Annotated in this window: 14 protein-coding genes; 8 read left to right on the top strand and 6 right to left on the bottom strand. The window is 49.0% G+C overall.

The features are described 5' to 3' along the window. The first annotated feature begins 98 nt into the window (after positions 1–98). The 5 genes from AWQ24_RS10455 to AWQ24_RS10435 all read left to right on the top strand — a co-directional run bounded on the left by AWQ24_RS10455 (position 99) and on the right by AWQ24_RS10435 (position 5,289). On the top strand, positions 99–782 hold the full coding sequence (locus tag AWQ24_RS10455; protein WP_065716781.1) for a Uma2 family endonuclease: 684 nt from the start codon (positions 99–101) through the stop codon (positions 780–782). Positions 783–857: 75 nt separating this feature from the next. Beyond that, positions 858–1,973, top strand: coding sequence for an ABC transporter ATP-binding protein (locus AWQ24_RS10450; RefSeq protein ID WP_065716780.1), 1,116 nt, complete (start codon positions 858–860; stop codon positions 1,971–1,973). Between the two features lie 85 nt (positions 1,974–2,058). Further along, a complete protein-coding gene (locus tag AWQ24_RS10445) occupies positions 2,059–3,360 on the top strand; it encodes an ABC transporter substrate-binding protein (RefSeq protein ID WP_157096857.1) in 1,302 nt (433 codons plus the stop codon). An 85-nt stretch (positions 3,361–3,445) separates the two neighbouring features. Then, a complete protein-coding gene (locus AWQ24_RS10440) occupies positions 3,446–4,426 on the top strand; it encodes a carbohydrate ABC transporter permease (RefSeq protein ID WP_232318803.1) in 981 nt (326 codons plus the stop codon). Further along, on the top strand, positions 4,426–5,289 hold the full coding sequence (locus AWQ24_RS10435) for a carbohydrate ABC transporter permease (protein WP_065716778.1): 864 nt from the start codon (positions 4,426–4,428) through the stop codon (positions 5,287–5,289). Before AWQ24_RS10440 ends, AWQ24_RS10435 begins: the two co-directional genes overlap by 1 nt. Here AWQ24_RS10435 and AWQ24_RS10430 read toward each other — a convergent pair. The 3 genes from AWQ24_RS10430 to AWQ24_RS10420 form a co-directional block, all read right to left on the bottom strand. Then, positions 5,286–5,975, bottom strand: coding sequence for a GUN4 domain-containing protein (locus tag AWQ24_RS10430; protein ID WP_012307644.1), 690 nt, complete (start codon positions 5,973–5,975; stop codon positions 5,286–5,288). The two genes, AWQ24_RS10435 and AWQ24_RS10430, sit on opposite strands and share 4 nt — an antisense overlap. A 131-nt stretch (positions 5,976–6,106) precedes the next feature. Further along, entirely contained in the window at positions 6,107–6,631 is a 525-nt protein-coding gene (locus AWQ24_RS10425; RefSeq protein ID WP_065716777.1) for an adenylyltransferase/cytidyltransferase family protein, read from the bottom strand. Continuing rightward, positions 6,631–7,290, bottom strand: a complete 660-nt coding sequence (locus AWQ24_RS10420; RefSeq protein ID WP_065711026.1) for a response regulator transcription factor — start codon at positions 7,288–7,290, stop codon at positions 6,631–6,633. The genes AWQ24_RS10425 and AWQ24_RS10420 overlap by 1 nt, the downstream gene beginning before the upstream one ends. Before the next feature lie 243 nt (positions 7,291–7,533). Between AWQ24_RS10420 and cruF the strand changes: the two genes are divergently transcribed. From cruF to purT, 3 genes are all read left to right on the top strand, one after another. After that, a complete protein-coding gene (gene cruF, locus AWQ24_RS10415; protein ID WP_065716776.1) occupies positions 7,534–8,442 on the top strand; it encodes a gamma-carotene 1'-hydroxylase CruF in 909 nt (302 codons plus the stop codon). 78 nt (positions 8,443–8,520) lie between these two features. Then, positions 8,521–9,714 (top strand): 2'-O-glycosyltransferase CruG, encoded by a 1,194-nt coding sequence (gene cruG / locus AWQ24_RS10410; protein ID WP_065716775.1) that lies wholly within the window; start codon positions 8,521–8,523, stop codon positions 9,712–9,714. A gap of 45 nt (positions 9,715–9,759) precedes the next feature. Beyond that, the gene (gene purT / locus AWQ24_RS10405; RefSeq protein WP_065716774.1) at positions 9,760–10,932 is read left to right on the top strand and encodes a formate-dependent phosphoribosylglycinamide formyltransferase; all 1,173 of its coding nucleotides are present in this window, start codon (positions 9,760–9,762) and stop codon (positions 10,930–10,932) included. Here purT and AWQ24_RS10400 read toward each other — a convergent pair. The 3 genes from AWQ24_RS10400 to AWQ24_RS10390 all read right to left on the bottom strand — a co-directional run bounded on the left by AWQ24_RS10400 (position 10,929) and on the right by AWQ24_RS10390 (position 13,860). Further along, positions 10,929–12,392 (bottom strand): LCP family protein, encoded by a 1,464-nt coding sequence (locus AWQ24_RS10400; RefSeq protein WP_065716773.1) that lies wholly within the window; start codon positions 12,390–12,392, stop codon positions 10,929–10,931. The two genes, purT and AWQ24_RS10400, sit on opposite strands and share 4 nt — an antisense overlap. Before the next feature lie 93 nt (positions 12,393–12,485). Further along, positions 12,486–12,869: a hypothetical protein gene (locus tag AWQ24_RS10395; RefSeq protein ID WP_012307636.1), complete on the bottom strand. Its 384-nt coding sequence runs from the start codon at positions 12,867–12,869 to the stop codon at positions 12,486–12,488. An 82-nt stretch (positions 12,870–12,951) separates the two neighbouring features. Then, complete coding sequence (locus tag AWQ24_RS10390) at positions 12,952–13,860, bottom strand: pentapeptide repeat-containing protein (RefSeq protein WP_012307635.1); 909 nt, start codon at positions 13,858–13,860, stop codon at positions 12,952–12,954. Positions 13,861–13,865 lie beyond the last annotated feature (5 nt).

Genomic DNA, 13,865 nt, shown 5'->3' with positions numbered 1-13,865 from the left:
TATTTTGACTGAATCGAGTTTGTATCCCCCTAGTTTAAAAGGATGGCACGAAATTCAGATCTTACAATGGAGCTAATCAATGGTCTGGAGGATAACCGATGGTTGCTTCGATGAAGAATGCCCGCCAGAAAGAGGCGATCGCCCCCTGGGTTCCGTCCCAGTGGGAAGCGTACCAACAACAGCGGAATTTGCCCACCGATGATCTTAATAAACAAAAGCTGTATTTTTATCAAAATTCATTATTAGTTGAAATGGGCGCAGAAGGAATTAATCACGCTTCAGTAAATAATCTATTTACTTTACTCATTGGTTTTTGGTTTGCGTTCAATTCAGAAAATACAGGACATTTAATGGGCGGCTGTCAACTAGAAAAAAGCTCAAAAAAAATTGCCGCTGCGCCTGACTTGGTTTTGTATCTTGGGAAAAACCATCCTGTGTGGAAACAAGGCGATCGCCGTTATTTAAACTTAGATGAATGGCGCGTGCCAGATTTAGTGGGTGAAATTTCTGACACGACAATTTTCCATGATTTAGACCGTAAAAAAGAAATTTACGCTACCTTAGGTATCCCTGAATATTGGGTGATTGATATCCAAGCCCAACGGTTTTTTCTCTTAGTTTTAAATGGGGCTGGACGCTATGAATCTGTTGAAACATCTCAGGTTTTAAAGGACTTACCAAAAGCACTATTAGAAGAAGCCCTAGAACGTGTTGCCTCAGACGGCAATGCCCAGGTGGCCCAGTGGTTTATGGGACAATTGCAAGCCGAACAGCCCTCATGATGTAGTTTCAGTTTTGGGAAATTGAAGGATTATTCGCTTTAATGGGGAATAATTGTTGTCAATCCAAAACTTTCTATGGCTAGCGTAACGTTCGAGCAAGTGACGAAGCGATTTGATGATTTTGTCGCCGTCAACAACCTCAACCTTGCCATCGAAGATGGTGAATTCTTAGTATTTGTGGGACCGTCCGGCTGTGGGAAAACGACTTCTCTCCGGTTGCTGGCGGGTCTGGAATCGATTACCGATGGGCAAATTTGCATTGGCGATCGCCGGGTCAATCACCTCTCTCCTAAAGATCGTGATATTGCGATGGTGTTCCAATCCTACGCCCTCTATCCCCACATGAGCGTCTATGAAAATATGGCGTTCAGTCTGCAATTGCAGGGAGTTGATCAAACCGAAATTAACAAGCGTGTCCAGAGTGCCGCCGCCCAATTAGGCATCGAAAGACTATTACAACGCAAACCCAAAGAACTTTCTGGGGGACAGCGGCAACGGGTCGCCGTGGGGCGGGCAATCGTCCGTAAACCCGCCGTCTTTCTGATGGATGAACCCCTTTCTAATCTTGATGCAAAATTGCGTGTCCAGGCCCGTAAAGAGATTAGTAAACTCCACCAAGACCTCAACACCACCTTTATCTACGTCACCCACGACCAAGTGGAAGCGATGACCATGGGCGATCGCATTGCCGTGATGAAGGATGGGATTTTGCAGCAGGTCGATAGTCCCGGCAATCTCTATAACAATCCCAATAATTTGTTTGTCGCTGGATTTATTGGCAGTCCTGCGATGAACTTTTTTGACGTCGAACAAACCACCAATGAAGGGGAACCCTGTCTCAAACTGGGGGAAAACTTAATTTCAATTCAAAAGTATTTACCGCAACTTATAGTCGATGGTGGCGTGACGTTCAAGGATCGGCCCCTTACCCTAGGGATTCGTCCTGAAGATATTTATCATCCCCAATATTTACCCCCTGATATTCCCACTGTCGCTGTGCAAGCGACGATCAATATGATTGAAATGATGGGCAATGAACTCATTGTTTATCTCACAACGGCTGAACAAGGGGAATTCGTCGCGCGCTTTGACCCCCGTGCTACGGTTAAACAGGGAGAAACCCTTGATGTGTTATGGAATGTCCAACGCTTGTATCTTTTTGATCGCGAAATGGAAACCGTTATTGCATAAAATCATCTGCTATTTTTGGGGCGCTTAAACCCCATTCAAAATAAAACTTCTCTTTTAATTTATTTGCTGAATTCAACTTTTATGAATGTTTTTTTTACAAAAAAAATCTCCACTTAAGCTTACTTCCCTTGCACTTAGTTCCGCACTGGTTTTAACGGGCTGTGTTGGCGAACAAACAACCTCTGAAGACGATGCAGCAAGCGATACCAAACAAGTCACCGTTTTCGGAGTAATGATCGGGGAGCAACAGGAAAAAATTGAAGCGGCACTGGCTCCCTTTACCGAAGAAACAGGCATTGAAGTGGTTTACGAAGGCACAGATACCTTTGCGACAACCCTGCCGATTCGGGTTGATTCTGGCAATCCGCCTGATCTAGCGATGTTTCCCCAACCGGGGCTGATGGCGGATTTCGCGCGGGAAGGTCGGTTGGTTCCCCTCACAGAATTTATGAGCCTTGAGGATTTGCAGGCGGCCTATGATGAGTCTTGGATTCAGCTCGGTAGTGTGGAAAATGTGCCCTATGGGGTGTGGTATCGGGCTTCGGTTAAAAGTTTAGTTTGGTACAACCCGCAGCAATTTGCGGCGAATGGCTACGAAATTCCCACCACTTGGGATGAAATGCTAGCTCTGAGCGATCGCCTTGTGTCTGAAGGCAAAACCCCCTGGTGTATTGGCATGGAAAGTGGCGATTCGACGGGTTGGGTCGGTACCGATTGGGTCGAAGAAATTATGCTACGCACCGCAGGCCCCAATGTCTATGACCAGTGGATCAACCACGAAATTCCCTTTAACGATCCGGCGGTGGAAAATGCGGTCAACATTTTTGGCGACATTGTTCGCAACGAAGATTATGTCTATGGTGGCGTGGTGAGTGCCCTGAGTACGCCCTTTGGGGATTCGATTCAAGGATTGTTTGGCGAAGATCCCAACTGCTACCTACACAAGCAAGGGAATTTTATTGAGGCGTTTTTACCAACGGACATTAACCTCAATGAAGATGTGGATGTGTTCCCGCTGCCGCAGATTAATCCGGAGCAAGGTTTACCGATCCTCGTTGCGGGGGATGTGTTCGCAATGTTTAATGACACCCCGGAAGCGCGCCAGTTGATGGAATATCTCGCCAGTAAAACGCCCCACGAAGTTGCCGCAGGACTGGGGGGTTATCTTTCGCCCCGACAGGGCATTGATTTGGCCCTATATCCCACAGATTTAAGCCGCAAACAAGCAGAGATTTTGGGGAATGCGGAAGTGATCCGCTTTGATGCGTCGGATATGATGCCGGGTGCGGTGGGCACGGGCACGTTCTGGTCGGGCATGGTGGACTATGTCGGCGGCGCAGATGCCGCAACGGTTTTAACCAATATTGAAAACAGTTGGCCTGAGTAATATCCCTCTAAATCCCCCTTCAAAGGGGGACTTCGATTCCCCTGAATCCTTCTTTAACCGAGACTGTAAGTATTTCATGGAGGTCATGATGGAATTCTGGACGCGTCTACTAAACGTGGTCTTGGCGATCGCCATTGGTTGTGGCGGTGTGATTGGGCTGTTTTATTTAGCGAATATTGCGATTAATGCCCTGCCGAAACCCTGGAATCAGCGACTATTGCCGTGGGTTTATATTTCTCCGGCATTATTATTGCTTTCTGCCTATTTGATTTTACCGACGGTGCAAACTTTTTATTTGAGTTTTCTAGATGGGCGATCGCAAAATTTTGTGGGGCTAAAAAACTATATTTTTGCCTTCACTGACCGGGCAATGTTAATTGCGTTTAAAAACAATTTGCTTTGGCTTGTTTTGGTTACAGGTGTCAGCGTCAGTTTGGGATTAATTATTGCCGTACTGGTTGACAAAGTGCGCTATGAACCAATTATTAAATCCTTGATTTTCTTGCCGATGGCAATCTCCTTTGTGGGGGCGAGTGTCATCTGGAAATTTATGTACGCCTACAAACCCGCTGGGGATGATCAAATTGGTGTTTTAAATGCGCTGTTGGTGAATTTTGGCTTTGAACCCGTGGGCTGGATCGTCGAACAATCGGTAAATAATTTTGCTTTGATTGCAATTATGATCTGGCTCTATACGGGCTTTGCGATGGTGATTTTATCTTCAGCAGTCAAGGGCATTCCCGAAGAAGTGATCGAAGCGGCGCGGATTGATGGGGCGAATAGTTGGCAAATTTTTTGGCGAATTACGATCCCAATGATCCGTTCCACGATTCTCGTTGTCAGTACCACGATTATTATTTTGGTCTTGAAAGTATTTGATATTGTTTTTGTGATGACGGGGGGTAATTATGGCACGGAAGTGATTGCCAGTCGCATGATTAAAGAGATGTTTAATTATCGAAATTTTGGGCGTGGTAGTGCGATCGCCATCGTGCTTTTAATCTTAATTATTCCGGTAATGATCAGTAATATTCGACGGTTTAGAACACAGGAGAAATTACGCTAATGGCACAGCAAAAGCAAACTCAATTTTGGCAAAAAACACCGATTCATATTTCGTTATTGGTGATCGCTTTTATCTGGACATTGCCGTCGGTGGGGTTACTGATTAGCTCCTTTCGGCGACGGGATGCAATGCTGGAAACGGGCTGGTGGACAATCTTTCAACATCCCTTTGAACTGACCCAATATCACATTGGTAATTATGTGGATGTGTTGCAATCAGAGGGCATGGGGCAGGCATTTTTTAATAGCTTGACGATCGCCATTCCCGCGACGGTAATTCCGATTGCGATCGCCTGTTTTGCCGCCTATGCCTTTGCCTGGATGAAATTTCCGGGGCGACAATTTTTATTTATCGTGGTGGTTTGTTTGCTGGTTGTCCCGCTACAAACGACTCTGATTCCGATTCTGCGGGCTTATCGAGATTTTGGTCTGTCCAACAGTTTTCTGGGGGTGTGGCTCGCCCATGCAGGCTATGGCTTGCCTTTAGGGATTTATCTTCTGCGGAATTATATCGGGGAACTACCAAAAGATTTAATCGAAGCGGCGGCGGTGGATGGCGCGTCCCATCTGAAAATTTTTACGAAATTAATCGTCCCCCTCTCGATGCCGGCGATCGCCTCCTTTGCGGTCTTCCAATTTCTTTGGGTGTGGAATGATCTGCTCATCGCCCTAGTTTATTTGGGCACCACAAATGACGTTGCCCCCGTCACCATCCAACTGAGTAATTTAGTCGGGTCACGGGGTCAGGATTGGCACCTACTCACTGCCGGAGCCTTTATCTCGATGATCGTTCCCCTCGGCGTTTTCTTCAGCCTACAACGCTATTTCGTACGGGGAATTTTAGCGGGTTCAGTGAAATCCTAGTCCTTTGTCCATACGGGATGTTGGAACAGCGCGAGGATCGTTTTTGCGCCCCGTAACTGGTTGGAGGTGGGCAGATGTCCCCTGGGTGCATCCAGATTCCAAATAAATGCTTTGGGATAACGCGCCCAGGTTCGCCCATCTCGCCAGGCAATTTTTTCCCAGAGGGCATTGAAGTCTTTACCGAGGGAATTCCATAATTTACGCTGCACCGAAAAGCCAAATTTCCCGCCAGAATAAACCTGCCACAGCTGATCGAGGGTGAGCAGATCCTCGTCGGGAAATCGCTCTACCTCCGTAAAGTAGAGCCATTTTCGTTTCATAGCAGATTCTCCTGCCAGTTCACACATTTTCTGGAGGGTTAAGATATCCGCTTCCAGAAACTCCTCTTCGATCAATTTGTCTTGAATAATCTGGTAATCAATCTCTCGCGCTGACTTGAGTTCAACGACCCCCTCCGGAAATTCCTGCTGCATGAACAGTAAATTTTCGGCGGTTTGATTCTGGGTGAGCACCTGGCAAATTTTTCCCATGACAGGGGTTGCCGCCTGGCCCTGTTGCGCCATCAAAAATTCTCTCAAGCAAGCAAAACCAGCATCCCCTTGGTCAATCAGTTGGGGGATTTGTTCTAGCTGCTTTTTCGCCGATAATGCCGAAAATTCTTGCAGTAAATCGCTGGTTGCCTCCATGTAAACTGTGTCTCCCCAATGTGTTGCGTCAAAAAATTGTGATGGATGTAGTGCGTGGGCGATCGCCGTCGAAATCTACTATTGAGTCAAGCAGAGCGATAAAGCTTTACCCAGTGGGACGGAAATCACCATCAAACCAGACTATCACAGGACACAGTAGGAAATATTGACTCTTGTTTAAGAATCTTTTGGATAATGCCACTGGTGGAGGTCGGAATTTCAATCTGGATCAACTCAATTTTACCGCCGTAGGCCTTAACGGTAGGCGCTTCCGGGAGTGTTTCTGGCGTGTAATCACCCCCCTTAACATAAATATCTGGTTGTAGAGCAGCGATGGTTTGGGTGGCGGTGGGTTCATCAAATAACATGACGGCATCCACAACAGCGAGAGCGGTCAAAAGTTCGGCGCGTTGGGCTTCGGGGATGATGGGACGATCCGGTAAATGGTCGGGTTGGGGTTTAAGGCCTGCCACGGAGCGATCGCCATTTAAGCCAATCACCAAAGTTTTGCCCAGTTGTTTCGCAGCGGTTAGATAACGGACATGGCCCACGTGGAGCAGATCAAAACAGCCATTGGTAAACACAAGGGGACGCCAGCGGTCTGGATCAGTGGCGATCGCCCGCTGCAATACCGCCAACTCATAAACCTGTCCCATTAGCTTTCCTCAGAATGATTTGCTGGTTTTTCATAGCCATTTTCATAGGCAAACCGCACCAATTGAGACCGATTTTCAAGGTTTAATTTATTCAAAATACTACTGAGGTGCGTCTGGACAGTGCGCGGACTGACATAAAGATGCTCGCTGATTTGCTTATTGGTCCAACCTTGAACCGCCTCCCAAAAAACACGCATCTCGGCGGGGGTTAACGGGAGTGGTTCTGGGGCTTGCTTCATCTGCTCAACGTTAGCCTGGGCAGCGAGCCGTTGCATTTCTGCACGAATGTTTTCTATTCTGGCTAGCTGGCGCTCAATCTTTGCGAGTAATTCCTTCATTTCAAAAGGTTTGGCGATATAGTCATCGGCCCCTGAAAAATGACCCTCGACGCGCGCTTCTACATCAGTCTGACTCGACAAAAATAGAAAAGGAATCAACTGTCCTGTCGGTTGAGAACGAATATACCGGCAGAATTCAAAACCATCCATTTCTGGCATACGCACATCAGAAACGATTAGATCCGGTTGAAACTCCAGCCAAATATCGAGTCCCTGCTTTCCAGACAGAACGACCGCGACGAGATATCCAGCTTGCGTGAGTAAATTTTCCAGGATCTTTTGCAAGATAGGATCATCATCGATCACAAGAATTCGTTTCATGTCATTGCACCAACTGAAAATAAAGATTTACGGGTTAATCTACAGACTACAGACATTTCGGAAAGCTCTTCTCCACCCAAAAAACGTGGTTAGATCAAGGGTATTACAGATAAGAGCGATACGAGTGGTTATTTTGTAACCAATCTACAGATTTATTTACAATTTTTTGTAAACTATGGGGAGTGTCAATCGCTTCTCAGTTCAATTTTGCGCCCCAGGGACGCCAGGAGGTCAGCGCCAGTTATGAAAATTAGGCTCAAGCCAGAAGAATATTTATTGTGGGGTCATGGGTTGGCCATGGCCTTTGGTTTAGCGGGCTTACTGCTTGTTTTACCAAATGCCGACTTCATTGCCAGCTTGCCCGATTTTGGCCAGGTTGCTTTTCGTCTCTCGATGGCCAATGGTGGTGTGATGTATATGCTCCTGGGGATGGCTGCGGTCACTGTCTATGCCTATCGCCTGCTGGGGAAAAAATATTTATTGTCTTTTCTTATTCCAGCGCTAGCAGTGTCGGTATCAGCGGAACTAATGGGCACCAGTACGGGGTTTCCGTTTGGGGCTTATCACTACACCAGCGGTTTGGGCTATAAGATTGCGGGGTTAGTCCCGTTTACCATTCCTCTGTCTTGGTTTTATCTGGGCTTTAGTAGTTTTCTGATCGCGCGGGTGGGTTTGCAGAAATATAATTTGCCTCGGTGGATCTATTCTTTAGCGGCGATCGCCCTTGGCGCTTTGCTGCTCACCTCTTGGGATTTTGTTTTAGATCCGGGGATGAGCCAAACCGCTGTGCCTTTCTGGGAATGGGAAGTGGTCGGGCCATTTTTTGGGATGCCCTACGAAAATTTCTCCGGTTGGTTTGGAACCGGTTGTGTGTTTATGGGCATTGCCAGCCTGTTTTGGGGCAAGGAACCCCTTGAGCTGTCCCGGGAACAGTTGATGTTGCCCTTCGCCATGTATCTTTTGAATTTTGGCTTTGCGACGATGATGAGCATTGGTGGCGGCATTTATCCACCGATTTTGTTGGGAATCCTGCTGGGCTTGGCACCGGTTACTGTGTTGTACTTCAGTATCCCCAAAGCAAGCCAAGCAACGACGACGCTGCCGATGGTGGATGCCACGACTGAGAAAATGCCCGTGGGCGCCGGTCGTTAACTATTTTTTTCGTATTGCCCCCATCCTCTAAAATCGGGGGTTTTTTGTGTTTATTTTTAGCTGGAAATTACTTGAGTTATGGATTTTTCCCCGGTATGGATCGGTGGTCTTTGTCTGTTTGGCTTGCTCATTCAGGGTAGTGGGGCTTTAGTTGTCCTGGCGCGGTTAATGAAGGGGGCGGTGCGGCGATCGCCTTTGACTCCCCAAGCTTCAAATTCTGATAATTTAGCCGCCGTCACAGTGGTGGTGCCGAGCCTCAACGAAGTAGAACGGATTCAACCCTGCCTGGATGGGCTAAGTCAGCAAAGCTATGAAGTGCGAGAAATCCTCGTCGTTGATAGTAATTCCACCGATGGCACCAGGGAAAAGGTTTTAGCCAAGGCAAAAACAGATCCACGCTTTCGCCTACTGACGGATGATCCCCTTCCTCCGGGTTGGGTGGGCCGTCCCTGGGCGCTGAATTGGGGTTTTGAGCATAGTTCCCCAGACAGTGAGTGGATTTTGGGAGTCGATGCCGATACCCAACCGCAGCGAGGCATGATCGCCAGTGTTCTCCAGGCTGCTGAAGAGGAGGGGTTTGATTTGGTTTCCTTGTCGCCCCGGTTTATTTTGCGATCGCCGGGGGAGTGGTGGTTACAGCCAGCGCTATTGATGACCTTGCTGTTTCGCTTTGATGTGGCGGGGATTCGCCAACCAGATCAAGATAGTGTGATGGCCAATGGGCAATGTTTTCTCTGTCGGCGCGAGGTTTTAAAAAAAGTAGGGGGCCACCGTTCGGCGGCGGGATCTTTTTGTGATGATGTGACCCTGGCGAGAAATATTGCGAAGGCTGGGTATAAGGTGGGCTTCTTGGATGGGGCGAAAATTATTAAAGTCAGAATGTACGAAGGGATGCGGGAAACCTGGGATGAGTGGGGGCGATCGCTCGATTTAAAAGATGCCACCTCCCGGACAGAACTCTGGGGGCAACTGTGGCTACTGACCATGGTGCAAGGCCTACCGATTCCCTTGACGATGCTGCTGTTTGGGGGCATCGAAGAAGGTCTAAGCAATCCCTTTTTGTCTGGTTGGTTGGGCTTAAATGTCTTTTTGCTCCTGGTGCGCTTCGGGATGCTGTTGGCCATTTCCGGCTCCTATGATCGCCAATTTAGCGTCGGTAAAAGTGCATGGCTATTTTGGTTATCTCCCTTCGCCGATCCCTTTGCGGTGGCACGGATTTTTCTGTCAGCCCGACAAAAACCCAAGGCCTGGCGGGGGCGCGTGTACAGCTAAAAACGGTATGATATCCCTGTTTTGTTCTTGGCAATAGGTGAAAAAATGGCGATCGCATTACCGAAAAAAATCATGTTGTTGGGCTCTGGGGAACTGGGTAAAGAAGTGGCGATCGCCGCCCAACGTTTAGGCAATACCGTGATCGCTGTGGATCGCTATGACAACGCCCCGGCAATGCAGGTGGCCGACCAACGGGAAGTCATTTCGATGCTCGATGGGGTAGCCCTCGAAGCGGTGATCAAAAAACATCAACCGGATCTTATTGTGCCGGAAGTGGAAGCCATCCGCACCGAAAAACTCATCGAATTAGAACAGCAAGGCTACACCGTTATCCCCACCGCCGCCGCCACTAACTTCACCATGAACCGCGATCGCATCCGGGATCTCGCCAGCGAAGAATTAGGCCTGCGTACCGCCAAATATGCCTACGCCACCAACCTCGCAGAACTCAAAACTGTGGCCCAGGACATCGGCTTTCCCAACGTGATCAAGCCCGTAATGTCCTCCTCTGGTAAAGGGCAATCCGTGGTACAAACTGCCGACGAATTAGAAACGGCCTGGAATTACGCCATTGAGGGGGCCAGGGGGGACACCGCCAAAATTATCATCGAAGAATTCATCGATTTCGAAGTAGAAATCACCCTCCTCACCATCCGCCAATGGGCAGGAGAAACCCTCTTTTGTCCGGCGATCGCCCACCGCCAAGAAAGGGGTGACTACCAAGAATCCTGGCAGCCCGTTGGTTTAACCGCAGCCCAAGTGAAAGATGCCCAAGACATTGCCCGGAAAGTTACCGATAAACTCGGTGGCGCGGGCATTTTTGGGGTCGAGTTTTTTATCACCAAAGATGAAGTGATTTTTTCGGAATTATCTCCCCGGCCCCACGATACGGGCATGGTGACGCTCATTTCCCAAAACCTGAATGAATTTGAACTCCATCTCCGGGCGATCTTGGGTCTACCTATTCCCACCATTGAATTGCTGAGTCCGGCAGCCAGTGCGGTGATTTTAGCTGAGAAAAATAGCGATCAAATTATTTTTACTGGCGTTGCGGCAGCCTTGGCTATCCCAGACACAGATCTCCGCTTGTTCGGTAAGCCTGATTCTCGTCCCTACCGTCGCATGGGGGTCGCCCTCGCCAAGGGGAAAGATGCTACCGAAGCCCGCCAAAAGGCAACGACGGCAGCAGCCACAATTAGGATCGTTGAATCGCTCTAATTGACTGTGGTTTGACCGGGGAGATTATTTGCCAGGGTGAGCCAGTCGCGGCCCAGTTGAATCGTGATATCAGAGTTTAATACTCCGGTACTTTCCACCCGCACTTCCCCAAATCCCAGGTTTGCGCGAATTTCAGAAGCCGCTAGATCATCTCCCTTTTGGGCGACGATGCGCGTGTTTTCCAACGGTTCTGACCAGTCCTGGGCAATGCTGACCCGACTGTAACCCGCTTCGTTTAAACGCTGGAGGAGCGATCGCACGGCTTGGGAATTCCCGGTACTGTCTTGGATTGCAATGCGCACATCCCCAGGGGAGAGAAAGTCTAAATTGCTGGCGTAATCGGTCTGGATGTCAAAATGCTGGGCCATCACCCGACTAATGCGGCTGCGGTGGGGTAACCAATAGCTTGTGCTGCCGTTTCTGCCGTCGCCGCTAAATTCCCCTGGAAGCATCACCATCTGAATATTACTGCGCTCGATCTGAGAACCAAAGCCAGCGAGGGCAATCAGTTCTTGAACGCTCATATTCGTATCAATATGGGATTGAATAATCGACATGACCTGGGAAAATTTCACCAAGTTACTGGGAGTTAAACTTTGCTCTAGAACAGCACGGATTAAGGTCTGTTGGCGCTGAACACGTCCAATATCGCCATATTCGTCATAGCGGAACCGCAAAAATTGGAGGGCTTCGTCGCCATTAAGGTGCTGTTCTCCTTCCTTGAGGTTGATGTAGAGACGCTGGCTATCGTCCTGGTATTTCATGTCCTTCGGGACGTAGACCGTAACCCCACCGAGGGCATCAATGAGTTTGCCAATGCCCTGGACGTTGACGCGGATATAGCGGTCAATTTCGACGCCACCCAGAAGATCCCCAACGGTTTTGGCGGAAAGGACTGCACCACCGTAGGCATTGGCATGGTTGATTTTCGAGAGACCATAGCCTTCGATGTTGGCCTGGGTGTCCCGGGGAATGGAGAGGATAGAGATTTGTTTGTCGGCGGGGTCAAAGCGCAATAGCAGCATCGTATCGGCCAGCCCTTCAAAGGAATTCACGAGGGCGTGGTAACCGAGGTCTTCATTGGTGCCGTCATCCACTTCGGAGGTGAGCACTTTTGTCCCCAACAGCAGAATATTTACGGGGCGCGTCAGTTCTGGTAAACGGAGGGATTGTTTGGCGATCGCCTCATCCTGGGAGAAGACGCTGAGTTCTTCCGGGGCGAGGGGCGTTTGGCGCAGGGGGGTTGAGGAGAGGGACACCGCCAGTAAAGCACCCGCCGTAGCAGACACAATCGAAACACCCGTCAAACCACACCAAATCATTAACCAGTGCCAGGTCGAAAGGGGCCGCCGTTTTTTCGACGACGACTTCTGAAAAGGGTTAGCTTTAGCGTTTTTTTGTTTTTGGGTTGCTTTGGCTGATAGACGTTGATTTGCTAGGGACGATTTTGTTGCAGGCACAGGTTTCCTCACACCGGAAAGACCACACTAAAAATTGCGGGACGAAATACTTTGATAGCTATGCTAAACCAGAGGTTCCACTTTTGGTGAGTTTTACTTCAGAAAATATTCCTCGAAATTGTCGGCCATCTGATCAGTGTTTGTCGGGGTCGTTTTAGCGGATTTTTGCCAAACACGTACCATCAAAACAAAGCAACCGAGAAAATATCCAGACGTCAGCAGGGCATTGAGATACATCATCCGAAACCCGCCAATTCCCGCCAGATGGTCACTCCCCCAGCCTAACCCCAGGTAGAGGCTTAGCCAGCTCAGCATTAGCATAATCGCCTGGCGACTAATGCGTTGTTCACGGCGATCACCTTTGTTTCCATAGAGCTGCCATAATGCCGGAAAAAAACCCAGAATCGGCACCAAATAGAGGTAAAGACGTAATTGTCGTAGACGATTCTCACCAAGGCGATCGCCAGATTCAGCCATAGATCTCGACTCCGCAGGGACTACATTTATCCTAGCTTAAGTTCTTAATGCTCCAGCTTTCCCCAGCGGGACAACACCGGATTTAACAACGCCGTTGGCCATCGGGCATGATCGCCCCCTGCAAATTGACCCGTCCCAAAGCAACTCCTTCTAGGTCAGCATTTTCTAAGTTGCAACCCTGGAGATTTGCCCCCTGGAGCAGACAACCCCGCAGATTTGCCCCCACCAAAGACGCCCCGGTTAGATCGCTATGACTGAGATCTGCCCCCCGGAGATTTACCCCTTCTAGATCCGCCCCCACCAGATTGCTATAGGCCAGATTGCTCCAGCGTACATCGGTTTTACGGAGGGTCGCCCCCTGGAGATTTGCCCCAAACAGGTAACTGTGGTGGAGGTGGGCTTGGGTCAAATCCGCGCCCACAAGTTTGACTTTATAAAGCTGTCCCTTGCCGACTTCTGCCTCGAATAAATTGGCTTGACTGAGATCCGCTTCATTGAAACTCACTTCATTCAGGTTCGTTTCGCTTAAATTAGCGCGATGCAGTTGGGCTTGGCTGAGGTTTGCCCCTAGGAGGCTGCTGTAGCGGAGATTGGCCCCGATCAGATTTGTGTGGTAAAAATTGACTCCTTGCAAACAGCATTGACGTAAGTCCGCACCGATCAAATTGGCAAAACTGAGATCGGCCCCCGAAAAATTACTATTGGCAAAGTGGCCATTACTGGCGTTGGCAGACTGCAAATTGGCATCCAAAAGCTGCAGAGATTCCCCCTGGGCACCACTCAAGTCGGCTTGTTTGAGATTGGCCGCAATTAAACGACTGTGGTCAAAGAGGCATTGGGACAGGTTGCAGCGACTGAGATCGACCCCCCGCAAGTTGAGGCGACTGAGATTGGCGTGGCTCAAGTCAGGAATCACGGTGGGGTGGGCTTGCCGCCATTGGAGCCATGCCAGGGTGCCTTGTTTGAGGATATTGAGCGGTTGAGATGCCATGGTTC

Source organism: Picosynechococcus sp. PCC 8807, assembly GCF_001693295.1.
In the GTDB taxonomy this organism is placed as follows: Bacteria; Cyanobacteriota; Cyanobacteriia; order Cyanobacteriales; family MRBY01; genus MRBY01.
The sequence above is the reverse complement of the archived record's forward strand: the minus strand, read 5'-3'. Positions and strand labels throughout refer to the sequence as shown.